The organism is Mycobacterium sp. 852002-51163_SCH5372311 (assembly GCF_001667115.1).
Taxonomy (GTDB): Bacteria; Actinomycetota; Actinomycetes; order Mycobacteriales; family Mycobacteriaceae; genus Mycobacterium.
Genome location: NZ_LZIJ01000055.1, coordinates 42,928 through 59,966 on the forward strand (window position 1 = coordinate 42,928; position 17,039 = coordinate 59,966).

A 17,039-nucleotide genomic window follows, 5' to 3' on the forward strand; every position below is an offset into this window, starting at 1 on the left:
GGGGTCAACGCCGCGCTCAACGATCGGATTGGGCTGGCTGACCCAGAATATGCTTGCGGCCCTAACCGGGTCAACACCCTCAGCGAGGCTATTGCGCGGCGCCGGTTTTGGTGCATACTGGGTTGCACATCCCAGAAAAGTCAGCCGGCGAACTCGTATCACGGCGCGGCTTGCATACCCTTCGCCGCGGCTCTGGAACTGTTCAGGAGGATCCCATGCCGGCTGTTCATCATCGCTACGCCACCATCGACGGTCACCGGCTGTTCTTTCGCGAAGCCGGCGATCCGGACGCGCCCGCGGTGATCCTGCTGCATGGATTCCCCACCAGCTCACACATGTTCCGGCAGCTGATTCCGGCGCTCGCCGACAGCTACTACGTGGTGGCACCGGACCATCTGGGCTTTGGCCTCTCCGACTCACCGCCCGTCGGAGAGTTCGACTACACCTTCGATGCGCTGACCGACCTGACCGCGGGCTTACTGCGCACGCTGAGCATCGATCGGTACGCGATCTACGTGCAGGACTACGGCGCCCCTATCGGATGGCGACTGGCCCTGCGTGATCCGACCGCGATTACCGCGATCATCACCCAAAACGGCAACGGTTACGATGCCGGGTTCGTCGAGAGCTTCTGGAAAGTGGTGTGGGCCTACCAAAGTGAGCAGACTCCCGAAACCGAGGGAGCAGTCCGGCAGTTCCTCACTTTGGACGCCACCCGATGGCAGTACCTCACCGGCGTCTCCGACGAGACGCTGGTGGACCCCGAGTGCTGGTATCACGACTACGCACTGATCTCGCGACCCGGCAATGACGAGGTCCAGTTGAGGCTGTTCCGCGATTACGCCACGAATTCACCGTTGTACCCGCACCTGCACGAGTACTTTCGCGCAACCGAAGTGCCCCTATTGGCGGTCTGGGGTCGCGGCGACGAGATCTTCGGACCGGCGGGCGCGAAGGCGTTCGCCGACGATTTGCCCAACGCCGAGATTCATCTCCTCGACGGAGGACACTTCCTGCTGGAGTCGGCGTGCGACCAGGCGACTGCGCTGATCCGCGACTTCCTCGCCAAAGCCCGCGCGGCCGCATGACAGACACTTGTGGTGCGACTCAGCCAGTGGGCTGAATATCCCATAAACCGAATCCCCCGCAAGCTAGCCTGACGCGATGGCCCATCCCGACGTCCGGACCGAAAAGCGGTTGACCGCCAAAGGGCGTGCCACCCGCGATCGAATCGTGCAGGCGACCGCGAGGCTGATCGTCACCGAAGGCGTCGCGGCGTTCAACATGGACCGCGTACGCAAAGCCGCCGGGGTGAGCGGCTCGCAGCTCGCTCACTATTTCACCGACAAGAGCGCGCTGGTGCGCGCGGTGGTAACCCACCAGATCGGGGTGGTGCTGGACTTCCACCGGCAACCCAAGCTGGGTGCGCTGGATTCATTCGACGATTTCGAGCGATGGCTCGACCTCAACATGCGCTACCTCAGACGCATTGGATTCTCCGGCACACCTACGTACCACGCCCTGACGGCACAGCTGGCGAAGTCGGATGAAGCGACACGCGCCACGTTGGGAGCGGGCTACTGGCAATGGATCGACTTGCTCGAACAATCGATCTCTCGGATGAAGGAAGGCGGAATTCTGGTCCCCGACGCCGACCCACACCGGCTGGCGTTGGTCATCGTCAGCGCCCACCAGGGCGGTGGCACGTTGGCCTATACCTATCGGGCGGAATGGCCGCACGCCGACGCTACTCGCTTCGCGGTCAACTACCTGCGCATGTTCGCCACCGATCCCGAGCAACGGACGGCGCGCCCACCACGGCGTTCCCGCGCTCGGCGAACGGCGCAAGCGTCCTGACCTAACGGCAAAGGCGGCAATGTGTCTGACCGCAGCGCATCGCGGTTCACCCGCAAGGGCATGGCAACCCGGGCTCGCATCGTCGACGTCGCGGCCAAACTGATGTTCCAACGGGGCGTCGCCAATACCAGCATCGACGAAGTGCGCAATACCGCTCAGGTGGGCGGATCGCAGATCTCGCACTACTTCCGTGACAAGCGGGATCTGATCCGTCAGGTCATCGCGAGACGACGCGACGACGTCGTCGCCTTTCACACCCAGTCGCGATTCGGTGCACTGGACAATTTCGACGCGCTGAGGGCATGGGCGGCAGCCTGCATCAGCGACATCGACACCGTCTACCGCCGTGGCGGATGCGTCTATGGTTCGCTGGCCGGCGAACTGATCGACGGCGACGACGAACTGCACGACGAGCTTTCCGCCGGGTACGACGCGTGGCTCGAACTGTTTCGCAGCGGTCTCACCGAAATGCGACGCCGTGGCGATCTGCGCCCCGATTCCGACCCGCGTCACCTGGCAGCCGCACTGGTCGCCGCGCACCAAGGCGGCGCGATGATCACGTACGCCACCGGCGACCCGGAACCATTGCGGGCCGCCGTCAACGCGGCTGTCGACTACGTGCGCTCCTTTGCGGCCCGAACGGAGCCCCACCGCGGGCGAACACGCCTCCGCGATAAATCCTGATCCTCCGAGGTTGCCCACACGCTGGACAATTTTGGGTTCGTCCGCCCATAATAATGGGTTAGTTGGCCCAATCAGCTGCGGTGAACCGTTCGGTCCGACCGTCGATATCCGAAGGCCTGCTAACTATTCGGAACGAGGCAGGCAATGCCCAATAACCCCGCAACCGGCAGCGCGCTACCTACTGCGCCCGCGGTAGTTCGGGAACGGCCGGGCGGAGAGACCATGCGCGCGATCATTCTGGATGGGTTCGGCGGGCTGGACAAACTGGTGTACACCGCCATCCCGAAGCCGCTCCCGAAGGACGGCGAAGTGGTGATTGCGGTCAAAGGATTCGGTATAAATCACGCCGAGATGCACATGCGCCGAGGGGAATGGGCAGAAGCCGCGGAAGTCAGCGGCATCGAATGTGTCGGCATCGTCGACTCGTGTCCGGGCGGGGAATTTCCGGTCGGCGCCAAGGTGGCGGCGCTGATGGGCGGTCTGGGGCGAACGATCAACGGCAGCTACGCCGAGTACACCCGCGTGCGTGCGGCCAACGTCGCCCTCATCGAATCCGACTTGCCCTGGTCACATTTGGCGGCACTGCCGGAAACCTATGCCGTGGCTTGGACATGCCTCTTCCGCAATCTGAACCTGCAGGCCGGACAGACGCTGGTGCTTCGCGGCGCGACGTCGTCGTTCGGTCAGGCCGCACTCAAGCTGGCGGTTGCTGCCGGCGCACACGTAATCGCCAGCGCTCGCAGCGAAAAACGTTTTCCGATGCTCGAGCAACTGGGCGCTTCGCGCGTCGAGCTGGAAAGGCACGACCTGGCCGCGCACATCGCCGAAGCAAAGCGAATCGACGCCGTCCTCGATCTCGTGGGTAACAGCACGATCCTCGACTCCCTCGATATGTTGCGGCGAGGCGGAACGGCCTGCCTGGCGGGATGGCTGGGTGGGCTTGACCCGATCGGCGATTTCAACCCGCTGCTACGCATGCCCAGTGGCGTCAACCTGAACTTCTTCGGCAGCTTCGTGTTTGGGACACCGGGCTTTCCACTCTCCGACGTCCCGCTACAGGACATCGCTCTGCAAGCGGCCGAGGGCAGGCTCGATGCCAAGCCGACGCGGGTCTTCTCGTTCGACGAGATCCACGAAGCACATCGAGTGATGGAGGCCGGAGAAGCCGGCGGAAAGATGGTCGTCGTCTTGGACTGAATACGGCCTCGAGTAATAGATTTCGGTCAAGAAAGGACACGACGATGGGTTTGGCATGGCAGCAGGGTCCGCTGGCAGGCGGGTCGGTGGGGCATTTTCTCACGGAGCAGCCGCTGCCGCCGCGACTGCTGTACGCTGAGCCGTTACGGCGCCGCATGCGAATACGTTTCGCCGACCGGTGGATCGCAGACAGCGAAGATGTTGTGCTGTTCCACGAGCCGGGCCGGTACCCGGTCGCCTACTTCCCGCGCGGCGACATCGAACAGGGAATTTTGATCGTCGAGGACCGAGTGACTCAGCACCGCGATCTCGGTGAGACGCAGTGGTACACCGTCAAAACCCCGGAGCGGGAAATGAACCACAGCGCGTGGCAACACACGCAGCTGCCGCGGCATGCGAGCGTCCTCGATGGCCGGCTGGCATTCGCCTGGCGCTCGATGGACGCCTTCTACGAGGAAGACGAGCGCATTGTGGGACATGCCGCCGATGCCTACCACCGTATTGACATCCGCTCCACCTCAAGGCATCTCGTAGTCCGCGACGGCGAGAAGGTCATTGCCGACACCCAACACCCCCTGGCGCTGTACGAGTCGGGTTTCGCGCCACGGTGGTACGTGGCGCGGGAGGATATCGATGAATCGGCGCTGAAACCCGTTGAGGGGCAAACGTTCTGTCCATACAAAGGACTGGCCTCCTACTACGACATCGGCGGCCACAAGCGCGCCGCCTGGTCATACGTAAACGCATGGACCGAGGTGGGACGGGTGAGCAATCTGGTGTCCTTCGAACCGGACAAGATCGACGTCTACCTCGACGGCAAGCAGCTACAGCTCGAGCCTGGCCAAACCGTGATCCCCCATGGCGTCGACCGCGGACTCGACACCGATGAAGTGCTCGGGCGAGCCGTTTCCGGGAATGCGCGATGAACGCACTGCTCGAGGTTATCGTTCTCCCGGTCTCCGATCCCGACCGGTCCTTGCGGTTTTACCGCGACCAGGTCGGGTTTGGCCTCGACGTCGACTACGCACCGGGGCCTGACTTCCGGGTCATTCAGCTGACGCCCGAAGGGTCGGCCGCGTCCATCCAGTTCGGAGTCGGGTTGACCGACGCACCCCCAGGCTCGGTACAGGGTCTGTATTTGGTGGTCAACGACATCGAGGGTTACCAGGCGCAATTGGCCGGACGCGGGGTGGCTGTCAGCGAGATCCGCCATAAGAACACCGAGGGCGGTTGGCGGGGAGAATTTCTTCCCGGCGTAGACCGTGACCGCGCCGATTACGCCAGCTTCGCCGATTTTCGCGATCCGGACGGCAACGCCTGGGTGCTGCAAGAACGCAATCACCGACCGGCCTGAACCCAGCGGGAGTAGCAATGGCTGCGCGAAAAGCCAGTCCGGACCGAGTGAGAGCGTTCTCCGACGGTGTCTTCGCTGTACTCATCACAATTCTGGTTCTCAAGCTGAATCCGCCGCACCCAGATACCTTCCGCGCATTGCTGCCGCTGTGGCCCACCGGCCTGAGCTATGTGATCAGCTACCTGTTCATCGCGATCGTCTGGGTCAACCATCATCACCTGTTCAACTATGCGGATGATGCGACGCCGCGGCTGGTGTGGTCGAATTTCGCGCACCTTTTCTCGGTATCGCTGATCCCGTTCACCACCGAATGGATCGCGGCCAGCAGGCTGGCTGCCGCACCGGTGACGTTGTACGCATCGGTCTTCGTCCTGGTGAACATCACGTATCTCGCGCTTTGCTGGGAGGCCGTGGACAGGCCCTCGCGCGAGGACATGCCGCAGCGGGTCCGCAGACTGTTGCGGATGAGGTCGTTCATCACCATCGGCGTGTTTCTGGCTGCCGCGCTCGTCGCTCTCAAATGGCCGGCGATAGGAATGGTATTGATCTGTGTATGCCTGATCGGGTACTTGCGGCCGGATATCCCCGCGCCGAAGAACGCTCACGGATAGCCAGCAAGGTGGACACAGTGCGAGCTCGTCCCTCCGTGCTGGTGTTCGACGTGAACGAGACCCTCGTCGACATCCTTTGGATAGCACCGCTTTTCGGCGAGCTTTTTGGCGACGAGCGCGTGCTGCGGGAATGGTTCGGCCAGCTGGTCACGTACTCGATGACCGCCACCCTGGTCGAACACTATGCGGACTTCTTCACGCTCGGCGAAGGGGTGTTGCGCATGTTGGGCTCGATCCATCAGGTGGAGATCGACGACGACGACGTGGCACGCCTGGGCGAGCTGATGCGCACCATGCCGGCACACCCCGACGTCGTCGACGGTCTCAAAGCACTGCGCGACAACGGTTTTCGCCTAGCCACACTGACAAACTCACCGCGCCGTCCCGGCGTGCCGACGGCACTCGAGAATGCCGGGCTGGCAGGCTATTTCGAACACCAGTTGAGCGTGGATGACTGTCGCAGCTTCAAGCCGTCGCCAGCGGTGTATCGCCATGCCTGCCTGGCCCTCGACGTTGCGCCCACCGAGTGCATGATGGTGGCCGCCCATGTGTGGGACACCCTTGGCGCGCAAGCCGTCGGGTTCAGCTCCGCACTCATCACCCGGTCCGGCAACGCGCCGCTGCCAGTCGACGCACTACCCCAACCGACGTTGGTGGCAAGCGATTTGCGCGAACTCGCCGGAAAACTCATCGCAGGCCCACAATGAAAACCGACGAGCAGACGCAAAAGCACGCCAAAACCACGTTTTTCAGGTGCTTTTGCGTCTGCTCGCCCTAGGAGAAGAGGACCCGTGGCAACCTCTGACGGATTCCATCCAGACTTTGACCAGACAAACCAAGACGAGACGAACCGACACGTGACACGCAATCGCGTGCACCACATCAAGGCGTCGGAAATCAGCTCCGACACCGCCCAAACCGACGGTCTGCGACGCTTCGCGGCGCTCAGCGGCCGATCCGTCGGCGCCGAGAAGCTGTGGATGGGTGAGACCCACGTCGCCCCCGCAACAGCTTCTGCCAACCACCATCACGGCGAGTCGGAGACGGCGATTTACATCAGGCGCGGCAATCCACAGTTCGTGTTTCACGACGGCACCAGCGAGGTGCGGATCTCGACACAGCCCGGGGACTACATCTTCGTCCCGCCGTATTTGCCGCACCGCGAAGAGAATCCCGACCCGGACAACCCAGCGGAGGTGGTGATCGCGCGCAGCACCCAAGAAGCGATCGTGGTCAATCTGCCGGGCCTGTATCCGCTATGACGGCGAGCAGCCGCACAAATTAGCCGCAGGCCGCGTCCCATCCGTCACAGAATCTCGGGTGTATGTCGGGCAAGGGGCGGTACTCAGCAAGTTCTCAACAGATTCTTCGATCCCAGCCGGCTCGGCTCCAAGGATTCATCAAGGCAGGGCCCACACCATAGCTCTCATGACCGAGCCACAGCTCCTGCTTACCGACCTGATCGAGCGCTACGTGCGCCGACGCGGGCGCCGCTACTTTTCCGGCCAGCACGACGGCGAATACTTCTTCATCGCCGACGCGCTTCCCCGCCGCCTGTATGTCCACCTCGGGGTCTCTCGCTGGCATTCTGACGTGTTCACAATTCGCATCGCGCCCGCCTACTTCTTCCCTGCCGCCGAAGACGCTCGACTGGCGCAACTCACCGACGCGTGGAACCAGCAGAACCCTGAACTCATGGCCGTGGTGCACGCATCCTCCGACCCGCAACGCGTCGGTGTCTATGTGACGAGCTCCCGGCGGATCAGAAATAGCATCCCCTTCGAGGACTTCGCCTCGTTCGTCAACCAAACCATCGCCGCCGGAACCGAACTGTTCGGCGAGCTGGCGGTGCTCACCGACCTGCCGTCGACGCAACTGTCGTTGCTGCGCCAGGCCGGCTGAGCCGATCTCACACGACCGCCAGGTGCTTCCTGACGTCCGGGCGCGGGTTGCCCATCCGCGCTCCGATGGCAGTCCAGGGATCGGCGTAGCGCCCCGGCACATTTCGATACGCGGCACGGCGCTTGAGCATGAGCCGGGCGAGCGGTGCGACAAACTGCATCGGGTAGCGCCGCCAGCCGGCGGCGGCGCGCATCTCGTCGAGCATGTCCGGCCAGGAGTGATGCTGGAAAGACAAGGCTTGCTGCGCGCGGGTGGTGTCCATCCAGTCGGTGATGAACCAGTCGTCGTCGCTGTCAGGGTCACCCGGCCTGCCCTCGGGCAACACGTCGACCAGACCCCGGGCTGCGGCCAGCGCCTTACCGACGTCTCCCTGCCTGAGCAGGTGCGTCTCGTCGCCGCCGATCAACAAGGTTTCACCGAGCACATCGGCCGTCGTCGCAGCGGCGAACGCGGCCGCTACATCGCGTACGTCGACGCTGTGCATGCGCCCATCGGCCGGCAGCGCGCTCTCGAAGAACAGCGCGTCGAGGCTGAAGGGCATGGCGCCGGGTTCGACGCTCATGACCCCGCCCAGCCGCAAGATCACCCACGGCAGGCCGGAGGACCGCACATGCTCCTCGGCTTCGGCTTTGTGCGCCCCGTAAAGGTCCGACGGCCGCACCGGGGTGTCGTCGCGCAGCAGCTCATGGTGCCGGTGCGGGTTGCGGGCGCCATGCACGGCGTTGCTGGACGCCTGGATGAAACGTGGCGGTCGCGGGCATGCCTCCGCGGCGCGCAACAACGCCACGGTGGCGTCGACGTTCACCCGGCGCGCGAGTTCGGGCTGACGATAAATCACCGGCGGTATGACGGCGGCCAGGTGAATGATGACCGTCGGCGCCGTCTCGGCGAGCAGACGATCTACTTCATCAGCGTCGGTCAGATCGGCCCATCGCGCCTCGGCGCCGTCCGGCAGAGGCGCTTCGCGCTGCTCCTCGGTACCGAGGTCAGAAGCGATCACCCGATGACCCTCGGCAGCGAGCCGGCGCACCGTTTGCGACCCGACCAGCCCGAAGCCGCCCGTGACAAGAATCTTCTCGGTCATGTTTCCCCTGACTGTGGGCTATTCCACAAGAGTGGATATGGCATTCTCTTAATTAGAGAGTACCGTATCCTCTACGGATGTAGAGAGACTCGACAGGGTAATGTTCATCACTTGCGCACAGGCACCAAGACACACCGGAGAAGACCATGAGCGGTGACCCGCCCGGCAACCACGAGATCGCCAAATGGGATCCGACGTTCGTCAGCCAAGTCGCGAACACGGCCGGTTCGGTAATCAAGCGCTGGTTTCGCGCTGAGGTCCGAAACGTCGAAAACGTCCCGCCAGTCGGTGGCGCGTTGTTGGTTTCCAATCACTCGGGCGGCATGACCACACCCGACGGGTTTATCTTCGTGCCGCCGCTCTACGACAAGTTCGGGTATCACCGCCCCGTCTACGTCCTCGCACACTACGGGCTGCTGAAGCTCACCGGTCCGCTGCGCAGATACCTGCTACGGCTCGGAGTCGTCGATGCGACCCGCGAAAACGCAGCGGCCGCATTGAATTCGGATGCTCTGGTGCTGGTGTTCCCAGGCGGCGAGTACGACTCCTTCCGGCCCACGCTGAGCGCCAACAAGGTCGACTTCAACGGCCACACCGGCTATGTCAACACCGCCGTCGAAGCCGGTGTGCCGATCGTGCCGATGGTGTCAATCGGCGGACAGGAAACCCAGCTGTTCTTGACGCGGGGCACCGAGCTGGCTCGTCGGCTGGGCCTGACCAAGCTGCGGCTGAACGTGTTGCCATTGAGCTTCGGCTTTCCCTTCGGCCTCACGCCGATCCTGCCGGCGAATTTCCCGCTGCCCGCCAAGATCGTCACCGAGATACTCGAGCCGATCGACATCGCCGAGTTGTTCGGCGAAAACCCCGACATCGACGAAGTCGACGCGTACGTACGGTCCGTGATGCAGCGCGCACTCGACCGGCTGGCCAGTCAGCGCCGCTTCCCGTTCCTGGGCTGAGCTCCTGAGGTGGCATTGAAACGGCTCAACGGCATGGACGCCATGCTGATCTACAGCGAGACGCCCAACCTGCACACGCACACGTTGAAGGTGGTGGTCATCGACGCTGCGGAATCCCCCGAGTTCGGTTTCGAGGCGTTTCGCGAGCATGTGCGCAGCCGGTTGCACCTGCTGGAACCGTTGCGCTACAAGCTCGTCAACACCCCGTGGCGGCTGCACCACCCGGTGTGGCGACCGGACTGCAAGGTCGACCTGGACTACCACCTGCGGCGCGTGCAGGTGCCGGCGCCGGGCGGTCGCCGGGAGCTCGACGAGGTCATCGGGCGAGTAGCCTCCACCCCGCTGGACCGCAGCCACCCACTGTGGGAGTTCCACTTCGCCGAGGGGCTGGCCGACCATCGGTTCGCGGTGATCGGCAAGGTGCACCACGCCCTGGCCGACGGCGTCGCATCGGTGAACTTGCTGGAACGCGCGATGGACCTGTCCGATTTCACCGACGGCGTCGGCGACGGGCGCGATGCGGACCATGCCGAGTCTGCGGCCGATCTGGTGCGGGCCGCCGGTCGCGACCACGCCCGCCAGCTGGCCGAACTGCCCCGGTTGGTGCGAGATGCCGCGGTGGGGATGACGCGGGTACGCCGTCGGGCCAGGCAACGCGGCGAGCACCCCGATCTGGCCGCCTCGTTCGACGCGCCCCCGACATTTCTCAACCATGTGGTGTCGCCGCAGCGCCGGTTCGCCACGACGACGCTGCCGCTGGCCGAGGTCAAAGTGACCGCCAAGGCGCTGGGCATCACGCTCAACGACGCGATCCTGACAATCGCGGCCGGCGGATTGCGAAAGCTCTTGCTGTCCTATGACGGCAAGGCCGACCGGCCGATCATCGCCTCGGTGCCGACAGCGACCGACAAGTCGGACCGCGTCACTGGCAACGAGATAAGCGGGCTGTCCGTGTCGTTGCCGGTGCACATCGCCGACCCGGTGCGGCGGGCCCGGCTGGTCGCGCTGGCGACCCGGACGGCCAAGGAGGACCACGAAATTCTCGGCCCGACCCTCTACGGGCGGCTGATGGCCTACCTGCCGCCCGCGATTGCGCCGGCTGCGTTTCGCTGGTTGGGCCGTCGCGACGCACCCAACAAGATCATGAATGTGGCGGTGTCCAGCGTCATGGGACCGCGTGAACGCGGCCACGTCGCGGGGGCACCGGTCAGCGAGATCTACTCCACCGGAGTGCTCTCGCCCGGAGCGCCCGTCAATATCACGGTGTGGAGCTACGTCGACCAGCTCGGCGTCGCCGTGCTCACCGACGACCAAACCTTTAACGACCCTCATGAAGCCACGGACGCTTTGCGGTCTGCATTCGCGGAATTACGTAGTGCCGCTGGGGTTTACCGGTTGATCGGCTCCGATGCTCCGCCTCAAGCGGCGAAAACGGCGTCAAGAGCTGAGTAGAACAGACCCAATCCGTCGTCGGAGGGGCCGGTCAGTGCTTCGATGGCGTGCTCGGGATGCGGCATCAACCCGACGACACGGCCGTTGGCTGAGCTGATGCCGGCGATGTCGTGCAGCGAGCCGTTGACGTTGTCGTGATAGCGGAACACCACTCGGCCTTCGCCCTCCAGCTCGTCGAGGACATTTTTCGGGGCGACATAGCGTCCTTCGCCCGACTTCAGCGGCACCAGCAGGTCGGCATCCGGCTCGAAGCGCGACGTCCACGCCGTCGACGTCGATGTCACGCGCAGCCACACGTCGCGGCAGACGAAGTGCAGACCGGCGTTGCGGGTCAGGGCGCCCGGCAACAGGCCCGCCTCGCACAGCACCTGAAAGCCGTTGCAAATGCCCAACACCGGCATACCGCGGCCGGCGGCGGCCACCACCTCACCCATCACCGGCGCGAATCTGGCGATCGCGCCGGCTCGTAGGTAGTCGCCGTAGGAGAACCCCCCGGGCACCACCACGGCGTCGACACCCTTGAGGTCGGCGTCGGCATGCCAGAGATTGACCGCCTCGGCTCCCACATGCTGCGCCGCGCGCACGGCATCCACGTCGTCAAGGCTGCCGGGGAAGGTGATGACGCCGATCCGGGCCGTCACTGCGCGTCCCGGCTTATCGTCCAGTCCTCGATCACCGTGTTCGCCAGCAGTGATTCGGCAATTTCGGCCAGCTCGGAATCGTCGACTGCGTCATCGACCTCTAACTCGAATCTCTTGCCCTGACGCACATCTGAGATACCGGAATGCCCGAGTCGACCCAGCGCGCCGACAATCGCCTGGCCCTGCGGGTCGAGAATCTCCGCCTTGGGCATCACATGCACGACCACCCGGGCCACCGGCGCTCCTCCTCGAGATCGGATTGCTCCGCCCAACGTGCACCGATATGGCGTTAAGGAGCCGGGCGGAGGGTCGGCGCCAACTCTACCGGCGAACGGTGCCGCGCCGTCCGATCAGGGCACAATCGGGATATGCAACTGACGCATTTCGGCCACTCCTGCCTGCTTGCCGAGTTCGGCGACACCAGCCTGCTCTTCGATCCGGGTACGTTCGCGCACGGCTTCGAGGGGCTCACCGGCCTGTCCGCGATCGTGATCACCCACCAGCACCCCGATCACATCGACGTCACGCGATTGCCGGCGTTGCTCGAGGGCAACCCCGGTGTCGCGCTGTACGCCGATCCGCAGACCGCCGAGCAACTGGGCGCACCGTGCCAGACGGTGCGCGTCGGCGACACACTGCCGGTCGGGGCATTGACCATCCGGGCCGTCGGCGGCCGGCACGCCGTGATCCATCCCGAAATCCCAGTGATAGAGAACATCTCGTACCTTGTCGGCGACGGCGAGCATCCCGTCAGGCTGATGCATCCCGGTGATGCGCTGTTCGTGCCCGAAGAGCCCGTCGACGTCCTGGCCACCCCGGCGGCGGCGCCGTGGATGAAGATCGCCGAGGCCGTCGATTATCTGCGTGCGGTGGGCCCTGCCCGCGCGGTGCCCATTCATCAGGGAATCATCGCTCCTGACGCGCGCGGCATCTACTACGGCCGGCTCGCCGAGATGACCTCCACCGACTTCCAGGTCCTGCCCGAGGAGAGCGCGGTCACCTTTTGACCGCGAGCACTTTCACCGCGAGCAGACGCAGAGTCGCACAATTCGGGCTCCAATCGTGCGATTCTGCGTCTGCTCGCGCTACTTGAGCTACTTGATATCGGCGGCGGCGCCGCGGCCGGCGGCCCGACCGGAGAAGATGCACCCACCCAGGAACGTTCCCTCCAAGGCGCGGTACCCGTGTACGCCGCCGCCTCCGAACCCGGCGACCTCACCGGCCGCGTACAAGCCGCCAAGTGGCGTGCCGTCGCTCTTGAGCACCCGCGAGTCCAAGTCGGTTTCGATGCCGCCCAACGTCTTTCGAGTGAGAATATGCAACTTGACCGCGATCAACGGCCCGGCCTTCGGGTCGGTCAACCGGTGCGGGGCCACTACGCGGGTGTACCTGTCACCCAGATAACCGCGAGCCGCACGGATCGCGGTTATCTGACCGTCCTTGGTGAACCGGTTGGCCACCTCGCGATCGCGGGCGGTGACCTCGGCTTCCACCGTCGCGTAATCCAGCGGCACCACATCAGGCAGTTTGTTCATCCCGGTCACCAACTCGCGCAACGAGTTTGCGCTGACGAAGTCCACACCCCGGTCGACGAACGCCTGCACCGGCCCCGGCGGGCCGCCCCCGACGCGGGACCGCGCCAGCCGAACGATGCTCTGCCCGGTCAGGTCCGGGTTCTGCTCTTGACCGGAGAGCGCGAATTCCTTCTCAATGATCTTGGCGTTCAACAAGAACCAGGTGTAGTCGTAGCCGGACTTGGTGATGTACTCCAAGGTTCCCAGCGTGTCGAACCCGGGGTACAACGGAACCGGCAACCGCTTGCCGGCGGCGTCCAACCACAGCGACGACGGTCCGGGAATGATCCGAATGCCGTGGTTCGGCCACACCGGGTCGTAGTTGGTGATCCCTTCGGTGTAGTGCCACATCCGGTCGGGGTTGATCACCCGTGCCCCGGCCCGCCTGGAAATGTCAATCATCCGGCCGTCGACATGGGCGGGTACCCCGCAGAGCAATTGCTCGGGGACGCGGCCCATCCGTTCCGGCCAGTTCTTGCGCACCAGATCATGGTTACCGCCGATGCCGCCGCTGGTCACTATCACCGCTGATGCGCGGAATTCGAACTGGCCCATAGCTTTTCGTGACGACGCCACTCCTCGTGGCCCAGCCGACGGTTCCAGTACGGTGCCGCGAACACCCGTCACCACGCCGCCGTCCACGATTAACTCGTCGACCCGATGCCGGTGCGCGAAACGCACTGTCGAACGGTCCCCGAGCTGGCGGGCGAAGATCTCGACCAGCGCCGGCCCGGTACCCCATGTGATGTGGAAGCGCGGCACCGAGTTGCCATGTCCTCGAGCGCCGTAGCCCCCACGTTCGGCCCAGCCCACGAGGGGAAAAATCTTCAGCCCGCGGTCATGCAGCCAACGGCGCTTCTCCCCGGCCGCGAATTCGACGTAGGCGTGCGCCCATTGCCGCGGCCAATGGTCTTCGGGACGGTCAAACCCTGCCGTCCCCAACCAGTCCTGCAAGGCGAGTTCGTGGCTGTCTCGAATGCCGAGGCGCCGTTGCTCGGGGCTGTCGACGAAGAACAGACCGCCGAACGACCAGAATGCCTGCCCACCGAGATTGGCGCTGTTTTCTTGATCGACGACAAGCACCCGCAACCCGCTATCGACCAATTCGCACGCAGCCACCAGACCCGCTAGGCCGGCCCCGACGACGATGAGGTCAGCGCCGAACCCCGCCGGCCCGGCCGAAGAACCGCCCATGTCGGTACAGGGTAGCCACCCCTTGGACTAGCAGCGATCAGGCAGCGTCGAGAATCGCCTTATCGGCCCGCCACTCGTAGACCGAGGGAGCGCAACCGTGCATGCAGGCGAGGTCGACGGCATCCAGCATCGCCTGCAACGGGCCGGGCTTGCGCAGGTGACGGGCAGCGACGGCGACCCGCACGATGCCGCCGCGACGGGCGATTCGCTCGGCGGACAACACCACCATCCGGCACCACCACGGCTCCGTCAGGAAACCTTCTCCGATGCCCAGCACGCGGGCACGTGCGGTGGTATGCCGCACCAGGTCGGTGATCCCGTGCAAATCGGCCAGCAGCCGAAAGCCGTTGCGGGGCAATGCTTTGACGACGCCAGGCGACACCACCCAGCCCGGTGCTGCGAACAGGCGGGTGCGTAGCCCGAGGTGCTCGAGCACCCGGTCGGCGGCCATCAGCCGCAGGTTGGCCTCGTGCGCGGGCAGCAGGGCGAATTCACCGCGCCGCTTTTTGGTGGCCGCGTCGTCATAGCCGTGCAGGACGATAGCGTCGCCGCCTGCGCGCCGAGCCGTCAGCCACTCGACGGTGCGCGGGTCGTCGCTCAGCCGGTAGTCACCCGACAGGCGAGGAGCCACCAGCAACGACACCGGCACCGAGCGGGAATCCATCTGTGCGCAAAACGCCTCGACGTCGGCCAGGGTGCGATCCCCTATTCCCGAGACCGAGACCATCAGTTTTCCAGACACATCTGTAGTTTGCCGATCCCACATGTCGGGACGGTGAAGTACATGCAGACGGGAGGCATATATCCGATCGCGTTGCAGCTACGGCACGGCTGACTCCAGTCACTGCAGCTCCGAGCGGCGCACATAGCGACCGGCTTCGCGAAGCGGGAACCAGCGCCGGCCAGGCTAATCAGTTCGATATGCTAAGCAACGCCATGGAGAAGGCCCATCCCACCGCGGCCGATGCCCCGCCGCCCACCATCCCCACCCTGCAGTCAGGCGCGGGTCATCAGGTCTATCCCGACAGACTGGATGCCAGGCTGTTGCGGATCTCCGGGGTGTGCATTCTGGCCACGGTCATGGCGATCCTGGATGTCACGGTCGTCAGCGTCGCGCAACGCACGTTCATCGACCAGTTCGGCTCGACCCAGGCCGTGGTCGGCTGGACGATGACCGGCTACACGCTCGCCCTGGCAACCGTTATCCCGATAACCGGCTGGGCAGCCGACCGGTTCGGCACCAAACGGCTCTTCATGGGCTCGGTGCTCGCCTTCACACTGGGCTCGTTGCTGTGCGCGGTGGCGGCAAACATCCCGCAGCTCATCCTCTTTCGAGTGGTCCAGGGCATCGGTGGCGGCAGCTTGCTGCCGCTGGGATTCATGATCCTGACCCGCGAGGCCGGCCCGCGGCGGCTGGGTCGCCTGATGTCGATCCTGAGCATTCCCATGCTGCTCGCCCCGATCGGCGGACCGATCCTGGGCGGCTGGCTCATCGACACCTCCAGCTGGCGGTGGATCTTCCTGATCAACCTGCCTTTCGGGCTCGCCACCGTCGCCCTCGCGGCCATCGTCTTCCCCAAGGACCACGCGGCGCGCGCGGAGACCTTCGACGTCATCGGCGTGCTGTTGCTCTCCCCCGGCCTGGCGACATTCCTGTTCGCGGTGTCCTCCATTCCGGCCCGCGGGACCGTGGCAGATCGCCACGTACTGATACCAGCGGCCGTCGGCCTGGCGCTGGTCGCCGCGTTCGTGGTGCACGCGCGGCGCCGTACCGACCACCCGCTGATAGACCTGCGACTGTTCAGCAATCGAGTGCTGACCAACGCCAATGTGACGATGGTCGTTTTCGCCGTCGCCTTCTTCGGCGCCTGCCTGGTGCTGCCGAGCTACTTCCAGCAGGTGCTGCACCAGACACCGATGCAGGCGGGCGTGCACATGATCCCCCAGGGACTTGGCGCCATGCTGACCATGCGGCTGACCGGACCGCTGGTAGACAGGCAGGGACCGGGCAAGGTCGTGCTGGTCGGTATCGCACTGATCACCGCGGGTCTGGGCACCTTCGCCTTCGGTGTCGTCAGGCAGGCGCACTACCTACCCACCCTGCTGGTGGGCCTGGCGATCATGGGCCTGGGGATGGGCTGCACCATGATGCCTCTCTCGGTGGCGTCGGTGCAGTCACTGGCGCCGCATCAGATCGCCCGCGGTACCACCCTGATCAGCGTCAGCCAGCAGGTGGGCGGCTCGATGGGCACCGCGCTGATGTCGATGATCCTGACCAGTCAGTTCAACCGAAGCGAAAACATCACCGCGGCGAAGAAACTCGCGGCACTACAGCAGCAGGCCGCTACCAGCGGGGTGCCGGTTGAGCAGTCGGCAATACCGCGCCAAACACTTACTCCCGGCTTTGCGGCCAACCTGCTGCACGACCTTTCGCACGCTTACACAGCGGTATTCGTCGTGGCCATGGTCTTAGTGCTGTGCACCATCGTCCCGGCAGCGCTACTGCCGAAAACGCCGGCCGCAGAATAGC

At 64.7% G+C, this 17,039-nt stretch carries 19 protein-coding genes; 14 read left to right on the forward strand and 5 right to left on the reverse strand.

Annotated elements, in window-relative coordinates:
- Positions 1-215 precede the first annotated feature (215 nt).
- From A5791_RS06620 to A5791_RS06665, 10 genes are all read left to right on the forward strand, one after another.
- Positions 216-1,088: an alpha/beta fold hydrolase gene (locus A5791_RS06620; protein ID WP_067233075.1), complete on the forward strand. Its 873-nt coding sequence runs from the start codon at positions 216-218 to the stop codon at positions 1,086-1,088.
- Positions 1,089-1,164: 76 nt separating this feature from the next.
- Positions 1,165-1,857 (forward strand): TetR/AcrR family transcriptional regulator, encoded by a 693-nt coding sequence (locus tag A5791_RS06625; protein WP_067233078.1) that lies wholly within the window; start codon positions 1,165-1,167, stop codon positions 1,855-1,857.
- A 21-nt stretch (positions 1,858-1,878) separates the two neighbouring features.
- Entirely contained in the window at positions 1,879-2,541 is a 663-nt protein-coding gene (locus tag A5791_RS06630; RefSeq protein WP_231995819.1) for a TetR/AcrR family transcriptional regulator, read from the forward strand.
- A 144-nt stretch (positions 2,542-2,685) separates the two neighbouring features.
- Positions 2,686-3,738, forward strand: a complete 1,053-nt coding sequence (locus A5791_RS06635) for a zinc-binding alcohol dehydrogenase family protein (protein ID WP_082966784.1) — start codon at positions 2,686-2,688, stop codon at positions 3,736-3,738.
- A 44-nt stretch (positions 3,739-3,782) separates the two neighbouring features.
- Positions 3,783-4,664 (forward strand): DUF427 domain-containing protein, encoded by an 882-nt coding sequence (locus A5791_RS06640; RefSeq protein WP_067233086.1) that lies wholly within the window; start codon positions 3,783-3,785, stop codon positions 4,662-4,664.
- Positions 4,661-5,092, forward strand: coding sequence for a VOC family protein (locus A5791_RS06645; protein WP_067233089.1), 432 nt, complete (start codon positions 4,661-4,663; stop codon positions 5,090-5,092). Before A5791_RS06640 ends, A5791_RS06645 begins: the two co-directional genes overlap by 4 nt.
- Before the next feature lie 17 nt (positions 5,093-5,109).
- Positions 5,110-5,703 (forward strand): TMEM175 family protein, encoded by a 594-nt coding sequence (locus tag A5791_RS06650; RefSeq protein ID WP_067233091.1) that lies wholly within the window; start codon positions 5,110-5,112, stop codon positions 5,701-5,703.
- A gap of 17 nt (positions 5,704-5,720) precedes the next feature.
- Complete coding sequence (locus A5791_RS06655; RefSeq protein ID WP_067233469.1) at positions 5,721-6,410, forward strand: haloacid dehalogenase type II; 690 nt, start codon at positions 5,721-5,723, stop codon at positions 6,408-6,410.
- 84 nt (positions 6,411-6,494) lie between these two features.
- A complete protein-coding gene (locus A5791_RS06660) occupies positions 6,495-6,965 on the forward strand; it encodes a cupin domain-containing protein (protein ID WP_067233095.1) in 471 nt (156 codons plus the stop codon).
- 166 nt (positions 6,966-7,131) lie between these two features.
- Positions 7,132-7,605: a hypothetical protein gene (locus A5791_RS06665; RefSeq protein ID WP_067233098.1), complete on the forward strand. Its 474-nt coding sequence runs from the start codon at positions 7,132-7,134 to the stop codon at positions 7,603-7,605.
- A 7-nt stretch (positions 7,606-7,612) separates the two neighbouring features.
- Here the strand turns inward: A5791_RS06665 and A5791_RS06670 are convergent, their stop codons facing one another.
- Entirely contained in the window at positions 7,613-8,689 is a 1,077-nt protein-coding gene (locus A5791_RS06670) for an NAD(P)-dependent oxidoreductase (protein ID WP_067233100.1), read from the reverse strand.
- A gap of 146 nt (positions 8,690-8,835) precedes the next feature.
- Here A5791_RS06670 and A5791_RS06675 point away from each other — a divergent pair, with 146 nt between their 5' ends.
- Together A5791_RS06675 and A5791_RS06680 are read left to right on the forward strand one after the other, a co-directional pair.
- Positions 8,836-9,648 (forward strand): lysophospholipid acyltransferase family protein, encoded by an 813-nt coding sequence (locus A5791_RS06675; protein WP_067233102.1) that lies wholly within the window; start codon positions 8,836-8,838, stop codon positions 9,646-9,648.
- Between the two features lie 15 nt (positions 9,649-9,663).
- A complete protein-coding gene (locus tag A5791_RS06680; RefSeq protein ID WP_197504623.1) occupies positions 9,664-11,100 on the forward strand; it encodes a wax ester/triacylglycerol synthase family O-acyltransferase in 1,437 nt (478 codons plus the stop codon).
- On the opposite strand, the gene purQ is transcribed toward A5791_RS06680, so the two are convergent.
- Both purQ and purS read right to left on the reverse strand, forming a co-directional pair.
- The gene (gene purQ / locus A5791_RS06685) at positions 11,067-11,741 is read right to left on the reverse strand and encodes a phosphoribosylformylglycinamidine synthase subunit PurQ (protein WP_067233107.1); all 675 of its coding nucleotides are present in this window, start codon (positions 11,739-11,741) and stop codon (positions 11,067-11,069) included. The two genes, A5791_RS06680 and purQ, sit on opposite strands and share 34 nt — an antisense overlap.
- Positions 11,738-11,977 carry a phosphoribosylformylglycinamidine synthase subunit PurS gene (purS, locus tag A5791_RS06690; RefSeq protein ID WP_067233111.1) on the reverse strand — a complete coding sequence of 80 codons (240 nt, stop codon included), beginning with the start codon at positions 11,975-11,977 and terminating at the stop codon, positions 11,738-11,740. Before purS ends, purQ begins: the two co-directional genes overlap by 4 nt.
- A 132-nt stretch (positions 11,978-12,109) precedes the next feature.
- Between purS and A5791_RS06695 the strand changes: the two genes are divergently transcribed.
- Entirely contained in the window at positions 12,110-12,748 is a 639-nt protein-coding gene (locus A5791_RS06695; protein WP_067233113.1) for an MBL fold metallo-hydrolase, read from the forward strand.
- 87 nt (positions 12,749-12,835) lie between these two features.
- Here the strand turns inward: A5791_RS06695 and A5791_RS06700 are convergent, their stop codons facing one another.
- Positions 12,836-14,509 (reverse strand): FAD-binding dehydrogenase, encoded by a 1,674-nt coding sequence (locus A5791_RS06700; protein ID WP_067233115.1) that lies wholly within the window; start codon positions 14,507-14,509, stop codon positions 12,836-12,838.
- Positions 14,510-14,546: 37 nt separating this feature from the next.
- Positions 14,547-15,251, reverse strand: a complete 705-nt coding sequence (locus A5791_RS06705; RefSeq protein ID WP_067233117.1) for a DUF2334 domain-containing protein — start codon at positions 15,249-15,251, stop codon at positions 14,547-14,549.
- Between the two features lie 179 nt (positions 15,252-15,430).
- On the opposite strand from A5791_RS06705, the gene A5791_RS06710 reads away from it, so the two are divergent.
- Complete coding sequence (locus tag A5791_RS06710; protein WP_067233119.1) at positions 15,431-17,038, forward strand: DHA2 family efflux MFS transporter permease subunit; 1,608 nt, start codon at positions 15,431-15,433, stop codon at positions 17,036-17,038.
- Position 17,039 lies beyond the last annotated feature (1 nt).